General features: G+C 46.5%; 17 protein-coding genes and 1 pseudogene. 5 read left to right on the top strand and 13 right to left on the bottom strand.

What is annotated here, in order from left to right; all coding sequences use genetic code 11:
• The first annotated feature begins 4 nt into the window (after window positions 1–4).
• Both L5L98_RS17490 and L5L98_RS17485 read left to right on the top strand, forming a co-directional pair.
• On the top strand, window positions 5–1,315 hold the full coding sequence (locus L5L98_RS17490) for a sensor histidine kinase (RefSeq protein ID WP_263142591.1): 1,311 nt from the start codon (window positions 5–7) through the stop codon (window positions 1,313–1,315).
• Window positions 1,312–1,863, top strand: a complete 552-nt coding sequence (locus L5L98_RS17485) for a response regulator transcription factor (RefSeq protein WP_105251231.1) — start codon at window positions 1,312–1,314, stop codon at window positions 1,861–1,863. Before L5L98_RS17490 ends, L5L98_RS17485 begins: the two co-directional genes overlap by 4 nt.
• 189 nt (window positions 1,864–2,052) lie before the next feature.
• Here the strand turns inward: L5L98_RS17485 and L5L98_RS17480 are convergent, their stop codons facing one another.
• From L5L98_RS17480 to L5L98_RS17465, 4 genes are all read right to left on the bottom strand, one after another.
• Window positions 2,053–4,386: a M4 family metallopeptidase gene (locus L5L98_RS17480; protein ID WP_263142590.1), complete on the bottom strand. Its 2,334-nt coding sequence runs from the start codon at window positions 4,384–4,386 to the stop codon at window positions 2,053–2,055.
• Window positions 4,387–4,908: 522 nt separating this feature from the next.
• The gene (locus L5L98_RS17475) at window positions 4,909–5,616 is read right to left on the bottom strand and encodes an SDR family oxidoreductase (RefSeq protein WP_263142617.1); all 708 of its coding nucleotides are present in this window, start codon (window positions 5,614–5,616) and stop codon (window positions 4,909–4,911) included.
• An 85-nt stretch (window positions 5,617–5,701) separates the two neighbouring features.
• Window positions 5,702–7,267, bottom strand: a complete 1,566-nt coding sequence (locus tag L5L98_RS17470) for a cryptochrome/photolyase family protein (protein WP_263142589.1) — start codon at window positions 7,265–7,267, stop codon at window positions 5,702–5,704.
• A 707-nt stretch (window positions 7,268–7,974) separates the two neighbouring features.
• Complete coding sequence (locus L5L98_RS17465; protein ID WP_263142588.1) at window positions 7,975–8,412, bottom strand: hypothetical protein; 438 nt, start codon at window positions 8,410–8,412, stop codon at window positions 7,975–7,977.
• A gap of 209 nt (window positions 8,413–8,621) precedes the next feature.
• Here L5L98_RS17465 and L5L98_RS17460 point away from each other — a divergent pair.
• Both L5L98_RS17460 and L5L98_RS17455 read left to right on the top strand, forming a co-directional pair.
• Window positions 8,622–9,117: pseudogene (locus L5L98_RS17460) on the top strand (transposase); the annotation flags it as partial.
• A gap of 291 nt (window positions 9,118–9,408) precedes the next feature.
• A complete protein-coding gene (locus L5L98_RS17455) occupies window positions 9,409–9,885 on the top strand; it encodes a hypothetical protein (protein ID WP_263142587.1) in 477 nt (158 codons plus the stop codon).
• Between the two features lie 34 nt (window positions 9,886–9,919).
• Here L5L98_RS17455 and L5L98_RS17450 read toward each other — a convergent pair whose 3' ends face one another.
• The 8 genes from L5L98_RS17450 to L5L98_RS17415 all read right to left on the bottom strand — a co-directional run bounded on the left by L5L98_RS17450 (window position 9,920) and on the right by L5L98_RS17415 (window position 15,836).
• The gene (locus tag L5L98_RS17450) at window positions 9,920–10,504 is read right to left on the bottom strand and encodes a DMP19 family protein (protein WP_263142586.1); all 585 of its coding nucleotides are present in this window, start codon (window positions 10,502–10,504) and stop codon (window positions 9,920–9,922) included.
• 119 nt (window positions 10,505–10,623) lie between these two features.
• The gene (locus L5L98_RS17445; RefSeq protein WP_063883307.1) at window positions 10,624–11,010 is read right to left on the bottom strand and encodes a gamma-butyrobetaine hydroxylase-like domain-containing protein; all 387 of its coding nucleotides are present in this window, start codon (window positions 11,008–11,010) and stop codon (window positions 10,624–10,626) included.
• Between the two features lie 194 nt (window positions 11,011–11,204).
• The gene (hslU, locus tag L5L98_RS17440; protein ID WP_105251238.1) at window positions 11,205–12,533 is read right to left on the bottom strand and encodes an HslU--HslV peptidase ATPase subunit; all 1,329 of its coding nucleotides are present in this window, start codon (window positions 12,531–12,533) and stop codon (window positions 11,205–11,207) included.
• Between the two features lie 19 nt (window positions 12,534–12,552).
• A complete protein-coding gene (gene hslV / locus L5L98_RS17435) occupies window positions 12,553–13,077 on the bottom strand; it encodes an ATP-dependent protease subunit HslV (RefSeq protein ID WP_006083300.1) in 525 nt (174 codons plus the stop codon).
• A gap of 144 nt (window positions 13,078–13,221) precedes the next feature.
• On the bottom strand, window positions 13,222–13,797 hold the full coding sequence (locus L5L98_RS17430) for a type II secretion system protein (RefSeq protein WP_263142584.1): 576 nt from the start codon (window positions 13,795–13,797) through the stop codon (window positions 13,222–13,224).
• Window positions 13,798–13,974: 177 nt separating this feature from the next.
• Window positions 13,975–14,526, bottom strand: coding sequence for a dihydrofolate reductase family protein (locus L5L98_RS17425; RefSeq protein ID WP_263142583.1), 552 nt, complete (start codon window positions 14,524–14,526; stop codon window positions 13,975–13,977).
• A gap of 15 nt (window positions 14,527–14,541) precedes the next feature.
• Complete coding sequence (locus L5L98_RS17420; protein ID WP_173247249.1) at window positions 14,542–14,817, bottom strand: hypothetical protein; 276 nt, start codon at window positions 14,815–14,817, stop codon at window positions 14,542–14,544.
• A gap of 416 nt (window positions 14,818–15,233) precedes the next feature.
• Window positions 15,234–15,836, bottom strand: coding sequence for a response regulator transcription factor (locus L5L98_RS17415; RefSeq protein ID WP_131523470.1), 603 nt, complete (start codon window positions 15,834–15,836; stop codon window positions 15,234–15,236).
• 212 nt (window positions 15,837–16,048) lie between these two features.
• On the opposite strand from L5L98_RS17415, the gene L5L98_RS17410 reads away from it, so the two are divergent.
• Window positions 16,049–17,860 (top strand): PhnD/SsuA/transferrin family substrate-binding protein, encoded by a 1,812-nt coding sequence (locus L5L98_RS17410; protein ID WP_219255852.1) that lies wholly within the window; start codon window positions 16,049–16,051, stop codon window positions 17,858–17,860.
• A 7-nt stretch (window positions 17,861–17,867) separates the two neighbouring features.
• Here L5L98_RS17410 and L5L98_RS17405 read toward each other — a convergent pair whose 3' ends face one another.
• Window positions 17,868–18,779 (bottom strand): LysR family transcriptional regulator, encoded by a 912-nt coding sequence (locus L5L98_RS17405; protein ID WP_071938732.1) that lies wholly within the window; start codon window positions 18,777–18,779, stop codon window positions 17,868–17,870.
• Window positions 18,780–18,881 lie beyond the last annotated feature (102 nt).

The raw sequence follows: 18,881 nt of genomic DNA, 5'->3' as shown, positions 1-18,881 counted from the left end.
GGCTATGGCTAAGATCTTAGGGACCAGTCTACAGGCCGCCGACCAAGTCGCATTACTGCGAAGCTTAGGTTTGCTGCTGCAAATTGGCTTAACCATGTTTGCCGCCGACACCTTTGGTCTTAGCCTGCAAATGGAGCCGTTAGTGCATGTGTTAGTGCTAGAGGTGTTATACCTTTCGCTCACATTGGCGCTACGTAAACCCTTATTTGCTAAGGAGCGCGGCCTTTTTATTGCGCTCAGCTTAGACACATTATTTTGGATATCTTGGTTGCACTTTTCCGGCGGCGCGACCAATGCGTTTATCTCGTTATTACTGTTGCCGATTGCACTTGCTGCTGTGACTTTGCCGATCTGGGCGCCTTGGGCACTGACGGCTATTTCAACCTTTGCCTACAGCCTGATGATCTTTACTGTGCCCGAATCCCCCATGCAGCACCACGGTATGGACATGAGTTCCCACTATTTAGGCATGTGGTTCAACTTTGTGATTTCAGCTTTGGTGATGACAACCAGCGTAGCGTTAATCACTAAGCGTATGCGCCGCCAAGATGCGCAGTTAGCTTATATGCGCGAAGGGCAATTGCGTCAGGAGCAACTCTTAGCCCTAGGTACAGTATCGGCGCAGATGGCGCATCAATTGGCCACGCCGCTCTCGAGTCTGAGGTTATTACTCGATGAAGTAAAAGAAGACATGAGCGATACCTCGATAACGATTGTCGAGATGGAAACTGCGTTAGGTCGCTGTGAACATACGCTTGCCGAGCTGAGATTAGCGACGGAGTCGATCCGCGATCGCCGCCAGCGCCCACTAAAGATCATTGAGCTGGTGGACAGTTTAAAGCAAAAAACCTTGTTGTTAATGCCACAAACTGAACTGAATTGGTTGATCACTTGTATGCCTGAACAACTGGCAGAGCAAAGTATTCTGACTGATATGAGTTTAACGCCAGCCCTCATGGCCTTGATTGAAAATGCTGCCCGCGCCAGCGCCGAAACCCTAGGTGCGCCGCAGGTGGATATCAGTTTAGATATAGCGCCAAACGAAGAGCAGATCTACTTGCAGATCCGCGATTATGGCACTGGTATCGCGCCCGATTTATTGCCACAGTTGGGCACCTTACTCATAGAAAGTCCCAAGGGTTTAGGTGTCGCTTTGCTACTCAGTCATGCCAGTTTAGAGCGTTTGGGCGCAGAGTTGATTTTGGCTAATCATCCCCAAGGTGGCACTGTGGCACAAATTCGTTTCACTATATTAAGGGAGCTGGCGTTGTCTGTATCGCACAAGACTAAGGCTAGTGACGAGGTAAGTTCATGAAACGTTTGTTGATTGTAGAGGATGACCTTTCCCTTGCGAGTATTTTAGGCCGCCGATTAACACGCCATGGCTTTGAATGCCGATTAACCCATGATGCCAGTGATGCGCTGCTGGTGGCGCGGGAGTTTCGTCCTAGCCATATTCTTTTAGATATGAAGCTTGCCGAAGCCAATGGCCTAGGGTTAATTGTGCCGCTGCGTCATCTGCTGCCCAAGGTGACTATGGTGTTACTCACAGGTTATGCCAGTATCGCCACTGCGGTGGAAGCGATTCGTCTCGGCGCCGATAATTATTTAGCTAAACCTGTGGATACCCAAACCTTGCTCGCCGCACTGGAAATGGATGGGCATTCCCATACTCTTCAAGAAGATGAAGTCGACGATTCGCCACTTAATCCTAAGCGTTTGGAGTGGGAGCATATTCAGCAAGTGCTCAATGCTAACCAAGGCAATGTGTCCGCCACGGCTCGCCAATTGGGAATGCATCGTCGGACGTTACAACGTAAATTGCTGAAGAAACCAGTGGGTGAAAGTGGACATTTGAAGTAACGATTCATCCACGTGTGAGCAAGGGGCAACAGCTTAAGGCAAACCTGATTAGGTAATGAGGCAGAGCCGTTTGACCATAAAAAATGCCACTCAAAAGGGCTGAGTGGCATTAACAAGAAAACGAGAAGTGAATCGATGAATTAGCGCTAGGATTTTACGCTAGCGCCATTGCACGATTAGATTATGCGATTAAAAATTAACGGTTTCTTCGTTTGAGCAAGGGCCGTTAGTTTCACACACTTTATAGCTGAAGCTAGTGCCAGCTAGGTCAGTGAAACGGTCAATAAACGATGAACTGCTTGAAGTACCAACCGCAACACCGTTACGGAAGATAGTATATTCATCAGCGTTGTGACCTTCCCATTCGAGTGCAACACGAATGCTGCCGCGACGAGATTTGTTCGCATTTTTTACTGCCATTTCTAATGCGACTTCAGGGACTTCAACTGCAAATTCTGCCGAAGTGCTTGCTGTTGCGCCATCGTTGTCAGTTACAGTCAGTGTGACTGTGTAGCTGCCTGACTGGGCATACTGATGATTGACACTCGCACCTGCGGCATTTGTACCATCACCAAAATCCCAGTTCCATGATGTCAGGTCGCCATCGCTGTCAGTACTGGTGCTTGTGAAGCTGCCGTTACCGTTAGCAAAGCTTGCAGTAAAGCCTGCGGTTGGAGCTTGGTTTGGAGTGTCATCGCCATCATAAGCACCCACTAGGCTCACACCTGTGTAACTGCTATAGCCGCTGATCATCACCCAATAAGTTCCCGTTTGAGCAGGATCAATAGCACAGCTTTCGGCATTACCTGACTTGTATGGACGACAGTCATAGCTGCTAGACGTCGGCGCTTGACCAAATTTAACATACATGTCCGCATCACCTGTGCCGCCTGACATATTGAAGCTCAGGTTAGTTGCACCGCTAGCGACATCGAGTTTGTAGTATTTTTTGCTACCTGATGCACCCGCTAAACCTGTCACAGCAACACCGTTGGCGAGTTCAGTAGCTTCTGGTGGTGGCGGTGGTGGTGGCGTTTCACAAGGTGTGATACCCACAGCGGCAAACGCAGTAACCACATCGTCAGCACTTAAGCCTAAGTCAGTTGCGGCCGATTTAACACCACAAGCGCCTTGCCAGAATAAGCTGTCCGCCGTCCAATATAATTGGTTAGCGACTACGAATGTTTGGAATGCTTTGCGCGTATCCCAACCTGGTAAGTTAGCTAAAGTGTAGAAAGCTTTATTGAATACACCTGAACTGTGGTGCACGTCGATGCCATCATAGTAATCGTCGATATGACCGATTGAGATACCGTCTAAGGTTGGATCTGCCATGTAGCGCAGTGCACCACTGCCTTTAAAGATATCGGCGCCGACTAACCAGTCGTTTGTGCCGTGCATGTAAAATTCAGCAGCTTCACCCGCCATATCTGAGAAGGCTTCGTTCATGCCGCCAGATTGATCTGCGTAAACCAGCCCTGAGTTTTGTTCAGTGAACCCGTGGCTCACTTCGTGTGCCGAGACATCTAAGCTCACTAATGGGTGGAAGGTTGTTGCGCCATCACCGAAGGTCATAGCGCTGCCGTCCCAGAAAGCGTTTTCGTAGTTGTTGCTGTAGTGAACTCGCATCGTTAACTGAAAGGTTAACGGTGCAGTGTTGTACCACTCGCTATACATCTTGTAGATCACGTTGCCGAAGTAGTGCGCATCGTTTAATGGCGAGTAAGCACCGTTGATCTCTTTGACTGTGTTTCGCGGACAAGTATAAGAGAAGGCTGTTGCGCCTGATGTGGCACCGTTTAGGTTAACGGTTTTCACGTTAGGTGAGTTCATGGTGCAAGTGTCACCGCTCACTTCAACGTCTAAGCTAGAAAAATCAGTACCGTATTCGTATTGGCCAGTCTTAATGTTACCGCCTGGACCTGTGCCGGTTGCAGCATGGTTAATCCCTTCCCAACGCTTAATCACTTCACCTGAGTGCGCGTCAACCATAGTGAATGGGCGGCTTGGCTCATCGCCATATACTACAAATGAAGTCACATAAACGAGGCGAGTTTTAGCGGCATCATCGAGGTAAAGCCATAATTTTGCTTGTTTATTTTCAGCTTTTAGGCCTGCAACGGCTTTGTCAGACTTGCCACGGATCGCAATATCTAACGCTTTGTTAGCCGTTAGAGTGGGTTTGACAAACTCAGCCGACTTTTCAATATTTTTTAATACGCGGCCAGACATGTCGCTGTAAAAGCCCATGCTCGATTGTGACGTCGCAACAGAGAAACCATAAACAGGTACGCCATGGAAATATTGTTGTAAACGTTGTTTTTGCTTGCCTTGACCTAGGTTGAGTTTTTTCTCGACTTTGAGTTGGCTACCTGCGTCTAAGCTGAACTGAGACACTAAGTTATTGCTTGAAGACGCGCTTCTAAGAGTGCCGACATCGACAACATCGGCAGCAAATGCGGATGTGCCTAAAGTGGCCGACACAGCAATGAAGAGTAGCGACAGTTTTTTGTTTAGCATCATGCTTGAAATCCTTTTTCCGTTTTGTAAATAACGTTGGAATGCCATACAGCTTAACTGGCTCGGGCGAGCGTTTTTTTATTGTGATTTCTACAGGGGCGTCGGCATCCCTCTGCCATGGCCGCATAGAATGAGCTGTTGCTCAGGCGGGAATTCTCAGATTTTTATTCTGTGCAAAGCGTGAATAACCGCATGACTCTAGATGTTATTTAAATGTAAAAGTGTTAACAATCGTACAAAGGAACTATCTTCAACGTTCATTTAGACGCTTTTAAATCTGAATTAGGACTTTTGGGTAATAGGGATTTAGCCAAGCGGAAGGGTGATGCACTTGAGTGTTTTAAAATAATTTAATGATTTATTTCAATTGTTTATTTTTCAGTGTCCTTGAAAGGCTTGGTTAAGGATGGGTCTGTGCGTTGGTAGGCATCATCCTATCAAGGGGTTGAAACCCTCGGCTTTGATTTATTCACTTAGAAAGACTCCATCGGAGTTGCCGCTGCTTGACTTGCTCTTCAGCTTATTTCACCAAGGTAACTCTGTGCCATCGTAGGCAAAAAAACGCCCTGTTTGTGCGGGTGTAGCATTGGCAATGATGGGCAGTAAGCAGTTGGCGACATACTCAGGTGTAAACAGTTTGCCTTTGGGGACACTCTGTTGAAATGGCTGAGATAATGGCGTGTCTGTCGTGCCCGGATGCAGAGACAACACCACGCCGTGTTTCATGGTGCGTTGCCACTCAATCGACAGTGTTTTGAGAAACATATTCAGCGCGGCTTTTGAGGCGCGATAGCTGTACCAGCCCCCTAATTTATTATCGGTAATACTGCCGACTCTCGCCGATATCACCGCAAATCTTGCCGAGTGGCTTTGTGTTAATGCCTTAGCAAAGTGCTTTGCCAACATGATGCTGGGTAGGGTATTGAGCGTTAAATTGTGCTGGAAAAAGTCGATATCAAGTGACTGTAGGCTTTTTTCTGGCCCTTTATCTTGGGTGTGTAAAATTCCAACACAGTTAATAATCCAGTCTAATTCAGTGAGTTGTTCGCTTAGCTGTTTAATCTCAGCTTCATTGGTCACATCTAATGCATGCCATTGGAGCTTCTCTCGCATGTCTTGGGGAAGATGATGCAAGTAGGTGGCGTGCATAGTGGCGTTGGGATAGCTTTCTTGAATTTGCTTAACCATGGCTCTGCCAATACCCCCACTCCCGCCGACGATAAGTACTTTCATCACAAACTCTCCCTATCCAAATATCTATATCAAATTCTTTATATCAAACTCTTTATATCAATGAGTTACGCTTAGCATTACTTCGCTACAAACGGTTTAGATGAACGAGGTTGTGTTCCGCTGTGGCTAATATGGCGCTTCTTACGGACTCGTCCATTTTGTCCCAAGTCTGGTATAGCATGCCGATCCTAGGATTTTGCGACAATCGCGCGCGGTGTTTGTCCATAAAGCGCCAATAAAAGCTATTGAACGGGCAGGCAAGTGCGCCGCTGCGCTCTTTTATCTTGTAATGACACCCGCTGCAATAGTCACTCATTTTATTAATGTAAGAGCCGCTGGCGGCGTAGGGTTTAGTACCGACAATGCCGCCGTCGGCAAACAATGCCATGCCGCGGGTATTGGGCATTTCAACCCATTCGATGGCGTCAACATACACGCCTAAATACCACTCATCGACTTGATTTGGCTCGATTTCGGTCAATAAACAGAAATTGCCGATCACCATTAAGCGCTGAATATGATGGGCGTAGGCAAAATCTAATGATTGGGATAAGGCTTGTCGCATGCAGCTCATCTTAGTGTCGCCATGCCAAAAATAATCGGGCAGCGTCCCATGGGCATCGAGAGCATTAGTGCTGGCGTACTGCGGCATATTGGCCCAGTAAATGCCGCGAACATATTCTCGCCAACCTAATATCTGTCGTACAAACCCTTCAACTTGGGCGATATCAATCTCAGCATTCGTTTGATAACTGTCGATGGCCGCATTGATGACTTCTAACGGGCTGATTAATTTACTGTTAAGGCTGAATGATAGTCGACTATGGTACAAGCTCCACTTGGCAGGATGTTGCGCTGTCATGGCATCTTGAAAACGGCCAAAGGAAGGCAAGCAAACCTGACAAAAATACGTTAATAATTCGAGGCTTTGCGCACGGTTTATCGGCCACAGCAATTGCGCATCAATGCGACCCATGGTCGGGATTTGGTGACGCTCAAGCCTAGCGAGAATTTCAGTTACATCGAGGCTAAACATTAATGGCTCAGGCAAGACTTTTATATCCTGAGTTTTAAGCTTCTGACGGTTGTTGGCATCAAAGTTCCATTGCCCACCGAGTGGCTTTTCGTCTTGCATCAAGATGTTGTAACGCTTACGCATGCGGCGATAAAAGTGCTCCATCATAATGTGTTTGCCGACGGGGAACTGCGCATCGATTTCGTCAAAGGGTAAGATAAAGTGCTCTGTATCGACACAGTTCACCACGGCAGTATTGAGCTTAAGTTGGCTCAATTGCTCAAGCAGGCGGTATTCATCAGGCCTTTGGTATTCAAACTTGATCGCGCCAACCTGTGTTACCTGATGTTGAATTAGCGTCAGTAGATCGCTATAGCCTTGGGTGCCATCATGAGTGTCATCTAGATTCAAATAAAGCACTTGATGCCCTTGCGCACGCAGCTCTTGGGCAAATTGCGCCATTGCCGCAAAGAAGGCACATATTTTTTGCACATGGTGGGTTACATAAGTGTTTTCTTGGTGCAATTCTGCAATCACATACAGCACTTGATCATCAACACGGTTAAACCAAGAATGCTGGGCATTGAGTTGATCGCCTAAAATTAACCTGACTGTATGGAATTGCTGTAATTGCATTAAGTGGACTCGTTGAATGACTTTCGCGGTTAAGCATTTCGCGATGGGATATTGCCGGACATTACGAATTGGGTTGCAGTGAGGATCACAAAGCAGGGTATTTGTCGTGATTTCGACAAGGAGGTTTATCTAAACTTGGTTTGATAGTTTTTAAAGCGAAGTCAAAGTCGGGGGCTTCACCCCTTGATTCTCAATCAAGAGCCCTTGCCGAACAACGTCCATGTCTAACTGCCAGTTCGTCATCCTTGGCTCTCGTTTGTACCGCTGTTTCGCAGCACTCACCCTAGCGAAGTTACATGCATTAACTCTTTATTTATAAGCAGGGCTTCGTGCTTATTCAAAATCGCTAACGCTTACGGTGGTACATCCCTATTAATTAAATAAAGAATCCGAAAGCTAACTCGGCATCCATGCCTCGCTCATGCGATTTTCTTCAACGCCCTTCAGCAACTTCGCAGGTGAAGGTGAACTTCTGAAGTTTTAGTGTTGTTTGTTAGTATTTAAAAAGAGTACTAACACTCCATTTTTAAAATTTAACAATGGGAGTCTAAATAACACGAGCTAATTCATATAATAAGGCTGGTGGAGCACGTTTTATATTACAAAAATGAGATTGGTATCCTTAGATATAAAAACATCGGCCTAGACCGATGTTTTGGGGTTGTATGATGCAATAAAATTCACATAAACAGTGAGATAGCTAACCACTAATCCCAATATACTGTATAGACATGATAGCCAGCATACGGCTTAGGGGATAGTTGATGTTCGCCATAGGGCCAGCCTGTCTCCATTCCATCTGCCGCGATTCCTTCAATCCATTCTTCCACTTCCGCCAGAAGCGCACAGGTAAGAATATGAATGTTCTCAGCTGCAGGCCATAGCTCATCATCCTCAAGTGCTTCGGACCATTCATCGTGCATCCCAACATAAACACCTTGCACATCTGACCTATGTTCGATTTCTTTAAAGCAACGATAGATTTCTTTGATGGATGGTCGACCATAACCCCAATTATTGGGTGCGATAGACTCTTCATCTTCGTTTTCTAAAAAGTACTCATTTAATGTCACTACCGGACAGTGCTCTGGATCGGCGGTCGATAAGGCGCTTAATTTATTGAGTAATTCCGTTCTCGTTGTCACTGACAATACTCCATTTCTAAGATTTGTTTCCAGCGAAGGTTTAACTGTTTTATCACATATGCAGGGCTAATAATAAATCTGGCCATCCATTTTAGAGCAACAATATAATGCACTTTCAGGTTGCCTACAAAGAAGCTGTTTTCAAGACACCCAGCTTAAATGGCGTGGTAGTTAACCTCCGACTATAAGCATTAAACAAGGAGGTTTATATGCCGCGTCCTCTCAGAACTCAGATAAGCCTTGAAGACACTCCCTGTTACCATTGCTATAGCTGCGTTGTGCGGCGTGCTTTTTTATGTGGCGATGATGCCTATTCTGGGAAAAATTATGGCCATCGCTGTAGTTGGGTTGAGTCACTACTGTTTGAACTTGAAGCCGTTTTTGCTATCGATGTTGCAGCCTTTGCGGTGATGTCGAATCATCTACATGTGGTGCTGCGGGTCGATATCGACAGTGCCAATCGTTGGACTGACTGAGAAGTGCTGGAGCAGTGGCATAAGTTGTTTAAAGGCGATGAATTAACACAAAAATCCGTTTAAGGAGAGTTAGTTGAGGCGCATGAGGTCAACCGATTAAAGCATTCAATTGCAATTTACCGCAGCCGATTATGCGATATTTCATGCCTAAGTTTTCAAAAGAGTGCGATGTTTGAATGAGCTAATAGCAAGACAAGCAAATCAAGAAGATAACTGTACAGGCCGCTTTTAGGAGGGACGGTTTAAATCACTGGCCTTACTTGATGAAGTTGCTGATTTAAAATGGTAGGCCTGATAATTTTCATTCCATTATCCTTGACCATGTGATCGCAGTGTTCGCGCTTCCTTATGCTGCAAATGGCGCCATCAAGCGCTTAGGGATAACTCATTTTTAAATCAAAGTTGGCGAGTCACTGGCGTAATAGTCTTAATCGTTGGGTGCATTGATCAAAAAGTTATTATTTTATAGTATGTTACTCAATTTTAATGCGTCACTTAACGCAGCAGGAGCTTAGTTTGTATGCGGGAATATGATGGGATTGAAAAGCGTTATCAAAGACCTGATGCCGATTTAGCTAAAAGTTTGATGATTATCGAAAATTTATTGGGTTTTACGCCGCTAGAGGATAGGTTGGAATTTGATTTGTCTTTTTGGGCTGGCGGCTCAGGTGTATTCGATAAGTTGGCGGTTTCATGTTCTGTGACTCCCGAGCAAATGGAACTCGCGCAAGATAAGTTGAGACTCTATTCCCCAGAGGCGGCGATAGCGTTGGATGAATGGCGTGATGATTTTATTTGGTTAGTGGAGGATGAAGACGTTTGTACCGATGTGTTGGTTAGGTCGGCGCATTTTATTAATGAAAATAAAGCGCCATTTCAAGATGTTTGTCTTAAAACGCAGTCCATTTATTTCGCTTACATGAGTGATGTGAATGGCTGGACTGCGGTATGGGGTCAGCAAGATAGGCTCAATTATGCTTATTTCTGCCAAGGATAGCCTTTATCTTTAAGTGATTACCGACAATCGCCAGTTAAGTGTTATTTACCAGTCCGTAATCAAGGGCGTAGCTTTTAAGCTTGGCATCGAGATCATCTAGATCTTTATAAAACTCGTCATCGAGCTTATCGAGTACGCTGTACAGGTCTTGGTTATCGGTGGTGGCTAAACGACGATCTCTGTCGATTGGTACTGGCTTTTCGCCAAACACGGCCTGTTTTGCTTGGTGCAATAAGTTTAACGAGTGGCTTGCTCCCATTTGGATAAGTCCACGTTCAGCGAAGGCGTAATGCTCACCTGAAGAGTTGTCGAAATACTGAATAAATCCACCATTATAGACCTCGCCAGATAAGCAGTTTACCGCATAGTAGTTTTGTTCCTCTGGTCTAAGCGTATAAAAACCTTGATCTTTGTTATGTACCCTTAAAACAAGATCTCGCCAAAAGGCTCGAAAGGGACAGGTTTTATCTAGTTCACGCTCTTGTTGGTAGTATTCCTTCGCACGCTCGAGATTTGCACGTATGCCATTTTTGCAGGGCATGCATAAACCCTCATTTTTCTCGGCGGTACTCGGAAGGATTAAGGTGTTACATTCTTGGCAGGGGATTTTTTCCGACATGGTCTTTCCTTTGATACTCAAGTCAGTAAGAGAAGTCACAGCTTCACAAGCTACCCATTGTTAAATTCTCTGTTTCTAGAGTTTACATCTCACAATTAAGCGTCTATGTACCTAACGTACTAGTTATACTTTATATTCATCGCAATCAGCGGTTCGCGTGAGGCTTTTTCTGCGCGTAGGCGGGCGAGGTATTTTTCCCATAGATCCACTTGGTGGGTGGCGAGATCGTAGAGCACTTTCCACGAGAATAGACCTGTGTCGTGGCCGTCATCGAAGACGATTTTCACTGCGTAATTACCGACGGGTTCAATGGCGCTGATGTTGACGTTTTTCTTGTGGGTGACCAGCTTTGGATTACCGTGACCATGCACTTCGGCCGAGGGCGAGTAGACTCTGAGCATCTCGCAGCTGAGCTGATATTGCTCACCATTATCGAAACTGATTTCTAGAATGCGCGATTTACGTTTCAGTTTAAGATCGGTGACATTGGGCGTTGCTGTGGTCATAGGTTGGCTACCAAGAAAATGCTAAGGATAGGATAACGACTCATTAAAATAACACCCGACTAATGTAACCACTCGCGGCCAAGGATACAAAGGGTAAGCGAGAGCCTTGGTCAGGCTTTTTCGTTTAAGTCACACTTTTGCATTTGAGTCGTTTACCGCCAAGTCGTTTGAGCTTGGCGGTGAACGGTTTAGTACTAGAGGATAAAGCGGCTGAGATCTTCGTCTTGGACTAAGTTGTCTAAGTGGGCGCTGACATAGTCGGCGTCGATAACAAAGGCGGAGCCCGATTTTTCCGATGCCTCGTAGGAGATATCTTCCATCAGCCTTTCCATCACAGTGTGTAAACGACGGGCGCCGATGTTTTCGGTGCGCTCGTTCACTTGCCATGCGGCTTTCGCAATGCTGTCGATACCCGATTCGCTGAATTCAACTTTCACGCCTTCTGTGCCCATCAGCGCGATATATTGCTCGGTGAGCGAGGCGTGTGGCTCGGTTAGAATGCGTTTAAAATCATTGGCTGATAATGCATCTAGCTCGACACGGATCGGTAAACGACCCTGTAATTCAGGAATTAAATCCGATGGTTTAGACATCTGGAATGCACCAGAGGCGATAAACAGTATGTGGTCGGTTTTTACCATGCCGTGTTTTGTGGTGACAGTGCAGCCTTCGATCAGGGGTAGTAAGTCACGTTGTACGCCTTCACGGGAAACGTCTGGGCCTGAGGTTTCGCCGCGCTTACAGATTTTGTCGATTTCGTCGAGGAACACTATGCCGTGTTGCTCAACCATTTCAATGGCTTGTTCTTTTAAATCTTCTTGATTGACCAGTTTTGCCGCTTCTTCTTCGATCAATAGCTTAAAGGCTTCTTTGATCTTCATCTTGCGACGTTTTGCTGGTGCTTGGCCCATGTTTTTAAACAGACTTTGCAGCTGGTTGGTCATTTCTTCCATGCCTGGAGGCGACATGATTTCAACACCAATTTGCGGTTGGGCCACATCGATATCGATTTCTTTATCGTCTAATTGGCCTTCGCGTAGTTTTTTGCGGAAGACTTGACGGGTATTTGAGTTGGAATCGGTTTCAGTGCTTTCCCAGTCGTTTTTCGGCTTAGGCAACAGGGCATCGAGAATACGCTCTTCGGCATTTTCTTCGGCGCGTTGGCGACACTTGCCCATTTGCTGTTCACGGGTCAGCTTGATGGCGATATCGGTCAAGTCGCGGATGATTTGCTCGACTTCTTTACCGACATAACCCACTTCTGTGTATTTAGTCGCTTCGACCTTGATAAAAGGCGCGTTCGCCAGCTTGGCTAAACGGCGGGCAATTTCAGTTTTACCAACGCCTGTTGGGCCAATCATCAGAATATTTTTTGGGGTGACTTCTTGACGGAAATCCGCGTCAAGTTGCATCCGGCGCCAGCGGTTGCGCAGGGCGACAGCAACAGAACGTTTGGCCTTTTGTTGGCCAATAATGTGTGCATCCAGCTCGTGGACAATCTCACGGGGGGTCATTTCAGACATAATATTCCTCACGGGCTGTTTAGTAATTGAGTTCTTCAATCGTTTTGAATTGATTGGTGAATACGCAGATATCCGCAGCAATAGTCAGGGATTTTTCGGCGATTTCTAAGGCTGACAGCTCAGTATTTTGCAATAGTGCAAGGGCCGCCGCTTGGGCATAGTTGCCGCCTGAACCAATGGCAACTAAGTCGTGTTCTGGCTGAACGACATCACCATTACCTGTGATGATCAGCGAAGTTTCCGCATCGGCCACGACTAACAGGGCTTCGAGTTTACGCAGCATACGGTCGGTACGCCAATCTTTGGCTAGCTCAACGGCTGAGCGCAATAAGTGGCCTTGGTGCATTTCAAGTTTGGCTTCGAAACGCTCGAATAGGGTGAAAGCATCGGCGGTGCCGCCTGCAAAACCTGCCAGTACCTTGTTGTGATATAAGCGACGCACTTTTTTGGCGTTACCTTTCATGACGGTATTGCCTAGGGAGACTTGGCCATCGCCGGCGATGACAACTTGATTATTACGGCGTACTGATACGATAGTGGTCACAATGAATCCTCTTCTGGCCCGCAGCAAAAGTTGCGGTGGATGATGGGATATATATGGGGATGGATGACAATAATTCAAGTAATCGCGGCAAATGCCAAAGGAGTTTGCGATCTTTCGCGCTCCTTTAGCAATAAAAATAAGGGCTTATTGGGAAAGGGTGGATCGACCTACAATAGTGCGGCCATCGAAGGGATAGTATTTAAGATCCCAGTTTTCACTGCCGAAGCTGCGATCGTCAGAGACATAGTTGAAAATGCAGTAAGCATTGGGATCGGTAATGTCGACGGCACCATACCAGTAAACAATGTCGACATTGGGAACTGTGCGCCAAGAGTATTGATCGGCAATGACAAATTCATTATTAGCCAAAAGACCTTGCCATAACTGACCACAATAATCGCCCTGCAATTTAGCACCGGCATCAGCGGTTGCAGTCTCTATTCCCAGTGGAAATCCTGTGGTGGTCGAGTCGAGTTTTCCGTCACCATAACAGGCGAGATCTTGGGTATAACCTGAGTGACCGCCCGCAAGCCAGCAACTGTGATAAAGCTTAACACCAGAGGCAAAGGCCGCAAATGTGGTTTTGGCTCTGGCATCGTGGGCATCTTGGCCTAGGTTTAAAAACCGTGGTGCTGCGACGACGGCCAAGATCCCAAGGATGATAATGACCACAACCAGCTCAATTAATGTAAAGCCCTTCGATGACTGCAAACGACTCATATTGCTCACCTATCTGTTAGAGGACAATATTCTAACGGAACTTTGATTTGCAATCAGTAAGTCATTGATAATATTTAGTTGTTTAACATTGTTGTTACATGGCTCTACAGTAAGATGGCAAGCCGCAAAATGGCAGGGTTCACCTTCGGCATATATGTCATCGCCTATCTCAACGACTTATAGAGTGCTTTTGTCTATGACGCGGTAGCGGGTTTGTACATAGCCATTGTCGTATTGCTGTGTGTGGATGGGCATTAATTGAATCGCTTGAGCTAAGTCGCCAAAGAGTGGAATACCTTTACCCAGTAAAGTGGGGATGCGAGTGAGCGTGAGTTCCTGAATTAGCCCTGCCGCTAAAAAGCCTTGGATTGTTTGGCCGCCATCGATATAGAGATGCTTAAAGCCACGGGTTTTGAGTTGCTCGCTAATGCTTGCTGCATCGCCATTTAGCACTTGCACGTGCTCACTTAACGCCGACGGTACTGTTACACCGCTGCGACTTAATACAAACACTGGGATATTTACATAGGGCCAATCGCAATCGAAGGAGAGGACTTTTTCAAAGCTTTTTCGTCCCATTACAATCGCATCGATAGTGTCGATAAAGGCATTATAACCAAAGTCTTCATCGGGATTAGTACTGGGGTGCTGATTTAAAAAGTCGATATCCCCATCGGGCGTTGCGATATAACCGTCGAGGGTCGCGGCAATAAAAACGGAGGCTTTCATTCATCTTCCTTAATGCTATTTTCGAGCGTGTTTCTCTAATGATTCTTTCAGTGCTTGTTGTTGAGCTAGGCAGTCTTGTTTTGCTTTGCCCGACATATCGTTACACGTTTGACCTTTATCTGGGCCTTCCAATATGGCCGCCGCAACATAAACTGCGGCATCGGCTGCATTGCATTCTTGTTTGCTGTAGGGGGAATTTGTATCACATTTTGAATTAAGTGGCCCAACGCAGCCACTCATACAGGTTAAGACTAAGGTGCTAAAGCTGAGTAATATTAAAGGTTTGAACATTCGCTCTTCCATGATTCATATTATTTGAGGCGGTTGGAAAGTATATAACTGCTTTGCAGACGGAACTTGAACTGGATCGTTCTATTTCTACTTTAGTTGTTATTTTGGAGGAAGGCATTCGCGGATGGAAGCAAAAAAATCCCCGAGGGTATAGTTACCCTCGGGTGGAGGTTCAAAAAGCAGTGGATTTCTTGAGCGCCTGCGGGGCACAAAGGAAGGAACCTATGGCTTGATTGTGCGGGCTGATACGACATTTCACAAAGCCAAATGCGCAAACTGCGACAGCTTGTCGCAGGTTGGATGAAAACTGTGTAGTTACGGTATCTTGAATGGTCGGGGTAAAAAGGGTTTAACGGTTAAATCCTTATGCGTGGCGAGAAGGCTTAACGATTGTTTAGTGACCACGGGTGATTGACTTATAAGACAGAATTCAGATTGCCTAAGTGTTGCACTAGCTCCGCCATATTGTTCACTTCGAGTTTCTTCATGATTTTGGCGCGGTGTACTTCAATCGTGCGCAGGGATAAAAACATCGCCTCCGATATTTGCTTGTTAGTCATGCCTTGGATCACATGGGCTAACACTTGCTGTTCGCGCTCTGTCAGTTGGTCAAACTTATGCTGCAGACTTTGCTGCTCGAAGGCCGCTTGGCTTTCACGCAGTGCCTTTTCAATCGCTTGTACTAATGCTTTACCCGATACTGGTTTTTGAAAAAAATCGCAGGCCCCCTTACGAAAGGCGCTTAACGCCATAGGTAAATCACCGTGGCCAGTGAGAAATATCACGCCTAGCGGGCTGTGGGTTTCCAGTAATTTTTGCTGCACTTCTTGGCCGGTGATTTCCGGCATTCGGCTATCTAAAATCACGCAGCCCGCCTGTGATAATGCACAGTGCTCAAGGAAGTCGCGGCCGCTGTTGAAGGTTTGCACTTGATAGCCAAATTGTCCGAGCATAAAGCCCAGTGAATCCAGAATCGCTTCATCGTCATCGACTAGATAGAGTGGCAATTTTATCGACATGGTGTTCCTTGAAGGGCGGTAAGCATGCTATCAGCTTAAGCTGGGTGCGGAGTGGGCTCAATTTTAAGCCTAGGTCTTGGGAGATACATCACTAAATTAGCCAATTCCCTCTGGGCATAAATCAGAGTTTGGCGACATTTCACAGCTTGATTTTTATCTGCGAGCTAAAGTCGTTCCATGACAATGGCATATAAGAGTGGGTAATAGAGGCGATGACGATTGACTCTTGGTGTAAAGCGATATTGATGGGATTCTTGCTGAGTATCATTGGGCTTAATCCGTCCTATGCCAACGAAGCGACAGAAGTGAACCATTTTAGAGTCGGAGTGCTGGCAAATCATGGTGTGTTACAGGCCAAGCAGCGTTGGCAACCTATGATGGATTACCTCAGTGAGCAAGTGCCTAATAGTCATTTTGAAGTCGTGCCAGTGGATTTTAATGGCATGCGTAGCCAGTTACTTGAGCATGATTTGCAGTTTATCGTCACTAATCCTGGGCAATATCTGCATCTAAGCAATAACTTCCCGCTGTCTTGGCTCGCGACAATGAAAAGCCGCAAGCATCAAGGCAGCACTTTTACCATAGGCGCGACCATTATTGTCCGCGCCGACAGCCCTATCCGTACCTTGCAGGATTTGCGCGGGCGCAATGTGGTCGCCAGTGATCCGCAGGCTTTGGGGGGATATCAAGCGGCCATGGGGTTACTGCATAAAATGGGTTTTTTACCCGAACAGTTTTTTGGGCAAGTGCGCTTCCTCGGGTTCCCGTTAGAACCGCTTATCTATCAAGTCAGAGATGGCAGTGCCGACGCCGCAATAGCGCCTTTTTGTACCTTAGAGGAAATGATCGCAACGGGTCTTGTTAATCAGGGCGATTATCGGGTTATCCATCCTGCAACGCCTGCAGGATATGATTGCGAGGTGAGCACTCAGTTATACCCAAACTGGTCATTCGCTGCGGCGGATACGGTTTCTCCTAAGCTGACGATGGCGATTACCCGCGCCTTATTCGATTTACCCGCCGATCATATTGCAGCCATTACCGCCGATACTTTGGGCTGGACTGCGCCCGTGAGCCAGTTAAAAGTGATTGAGTTATTTAAAGAATTACAACTACAGGGAGCATCACCACCACTTTATCAAACCGTATACAAATGGATGGCAAAAAATAAAGAATGGGGTGGCGCACTGCTGTTAATTTTCATTATTTCCACCATTTATCACCTGTGGCTTGAATATAAGTTTCGCCAGAAAAGTGAGTTTTTAGTTAGCACTGAGCGTCAATTAAAGGACAAGGCACTGCAGCTTGAGCGACTGCAAAGTGCGGCGATTCTTGGGGAAATAGGTGCCGGACTTGCCCATGAACTCAATCAACCCATAGCCGCCATTACCCAATACAGCGAAGGCGCCATGCTACAACTGGAAAGGCTTGGGCAAGATAATCCGGAACTCTATGATGTACTCGGTAAAATTAATGCGCAGTCGATTCGCGCCGGAGCGGTTGTGCATCGTATTCGCGGTTTACTCAAGCGGCGTCAGGCCAAGACCGAACCTTTAGATATAGTGCCAGTGGTGAAAGAAGCTTTAGCTCTGTTGCGGCGCGAGCTAGACCGAGCGAATGTGCAAGTGAATGTGCGAGTGCAGGGTGAGCCCTTTGAACTGATGGGCGATAGCGTTGGTTTAAGTCAAATGTGGGTCAATTTAGTAAAAAATAGCTTAGATGCGTTAGAAACCTGCGGCGATAATCGTGTGCGTCAATTATGGATCGATATCTATTATCATCCAAATGAAATCAAAGTGTTGGTTATTGATAATGGCGAAGGGCTACAGGGGCAGGCGAGTGAGTTGATGGCATCTTTTGCCTCAACCAAAGATGCGGGATTAGGCCTAGGTTTAGCCATCTGTAAGGATGTGGTCACCCGTCATCACGGCAGCATTCAAATCGAAAACTGTCAGCAATCCACGCAAGCTTTACTGCCTTGGCAACAGGGCTGTGTGGTGACAGTCGTGCTTCCCAAGGAATAAATTACCATTAGGGCAGTGGATAGTTTTGGGAGAACTGGCTGAGCTTTTCTACTAAAAACTCTATGGTGCGACGGATCTTATGGCTGGGATAATCGGTTTGTAGGTATACCAATTGCAGTGGGATCGGCGGGGCTATTTTATCGGCTAGCACTAAGTGGAGTCTGCCTTCGGTCACATCTTGCGCCACATCGAGCCAACTCTTATAGGCAATTCCACGACCTGAGAGTGCCCAGTCGCGGATCACTGCGCCATCGTTACAGAAACGTTGGCCCCTGACTTCGATTTCAACGGGCGCGCCGTTATGACTTAACTTCCATTTTTGCCACGGCTCACCGCCGCGATTTAAGATCAGTACTGCGTGTTGGCTCAGTTCATTTAGCGTGCTTGGTGTGCCGTGTTGTGCCAGATAAGCGGGTGAGGCGACCAGTACCCTTGGGGTCATGGCGAGCTGACGCCTTTTAAGGTTTGAGTCGTCAAGTTGGCCATAGCGCAAAGCCAAATGGATATTTTGGTCGATTAAGTCTGTCATATGATCGCCAAAATACAGCTGCACTGTCAGTTCTGGGGCGCTGTCCATTAATTCATCGAGCCAAGCACGGATCTGGCTGCGACCAATATCCGAAGGTAAGGCGAGGCGTACTTCGCCCTTAAGCTCACCCCTGTGTTCGGCTAAATTGGCGCTGGCGGTTTCGAGAATCGCCAGTGCAGGTTTCGCCGAATCGAGAAAAATCCGCCCTTCTTCTGTGAGCTGTAAGCGCCGCGTCGAGCGAGCAAATAGCTGACATCCTAGCTTTTTCTCTAATCTTTGCAGCGCGGCACTTGCCGCTGCCGGCGTCATGCCTATTTCTTTACTGGCTGCCGAGAGACTTTCTAAGGCTGCGATACGCAGCGCTAATTGCAGATCGTTTAAATGATACATATCAAATTATTTTTGAAAATGATTTTAATAATAGCCTGATTATCAATATAGATTAACTAATGCACAATTGCACCACTGATGTTTCATCTTAATTTCTGGTTC

The organism is Shewanella sp. SM23, assembly GCF_025654295.1.
In the GTDB taxonomy this organism is placed as follows: domain Bacteria; phylum Pseudomonadota; class Gammaproteobacteria; order Enterobacterales; family Shewanellaceae; genus Shewanella; species Shewanella oncorhynchi.
This window is presented reverse-complemented; position numbering and strand designations above follow the sequence as displayed.

Coding starts and splice junctions, on each gene's coding strand:
- L5L98_RS17490 (WP_263142591.1), top strand. CDS start 5: ATGGCTAAGATCTTAGGGACCAGTCTACAGGCCGCCGACCAAGTCGCA.
- L5L98_RS17485 (WP_105251231.1), top strand. CDS start 1,312: ATGAAACGTTTGTTGATTGTAGAGGATGACCTTTCCCTTGCGAGTATT.
- L5L98_RS17480 (WP_263142590.1), bottom strand. CDS start 4,386: ATGATGCTAAACAAAAAACTGTCGCTACTCTTCATTGCTGTGTCGGCC.
- L5L98_RS17475 (WP_263142617.1), bottom strand. CDS start 5,616: ATGAAAGTACTTATCGTCGGCGGGAGTGGGGGTATTGGCAGAGCCATG.
- L5L98_RS17470 (WP_263142589.1), bottom strand. CDS start 7,267: ATGCAATTACAGCAATTCCATACAGTCAGGTTAATTTTAGGCGATCAA.
- L5L98_RS17455 (WP_263142587.1), top strand. CDS start 9,409: ATGCGGGAATATGATGGGATTGAAAAGCGTTATCAAAGACCTGATGCC.
- L5L98_RS17450 (WP_263142586.1), bottom strand. CDS start 10,504: ATGTCGGAAAAAATCCCCTGCCAAGAATGTAACACCTTAATCCTTCCG.
- L5L98_RS17445 (WP_063883307.1), bottom strand. CDS start 11,010: ATGACCACAGCAACGCCCAATGTCACCGATCTTAAACTGAAACGTAAA.
- hslU (WP_105251238.1), bottom strand. CDS start 12,533: ATGTCTGAAATGACCCCCCGTGAGATTGTCCACGAGCTGGATGCACAC.
- L5L98_RS17430 (WP_263142584.1), bottom strand. CDS start 13,797: ATGAGTCGTTTGCAGTCATCGAAGGGCTTTACATTAATTGAGCTGGTT.
- L5L98_RS17425 (WP_263142583.1), bottom strand. CDS start 14,526: ATGAAAGCCTCCGTTTTTATTGCCGCGACCCTCGACGGTTATATCGCA.
- L5L98_RS17420 (WP_173247249.1), bottom strand. CDS start 14,817: ATGTTCAAACCTTTAATATTACTCAGCTTTAGCACCTTAGTCTTAACC.
- L5L98_RS17415 (WP_131523470.1), bottom strand. CDS start 15,836: ATGTCGATAAAATTGCCACTCTATCTAGTCGATGACGATGAAGCGATT.
- L5L98_RS17410 (WP_219255852.1), top strand. CDS start 16,049: ATGACGATTGACTCTTGGTGTAAAGCGATATTGATGGGATTCTTGCTG.
- L5L98_RS17405 (WP_071938732.1), bottom strand. CDS start 18,779: ATGTATCATTTAAACGATCTGCAATTAGCGCTGCGTATCGCAGCCTTA.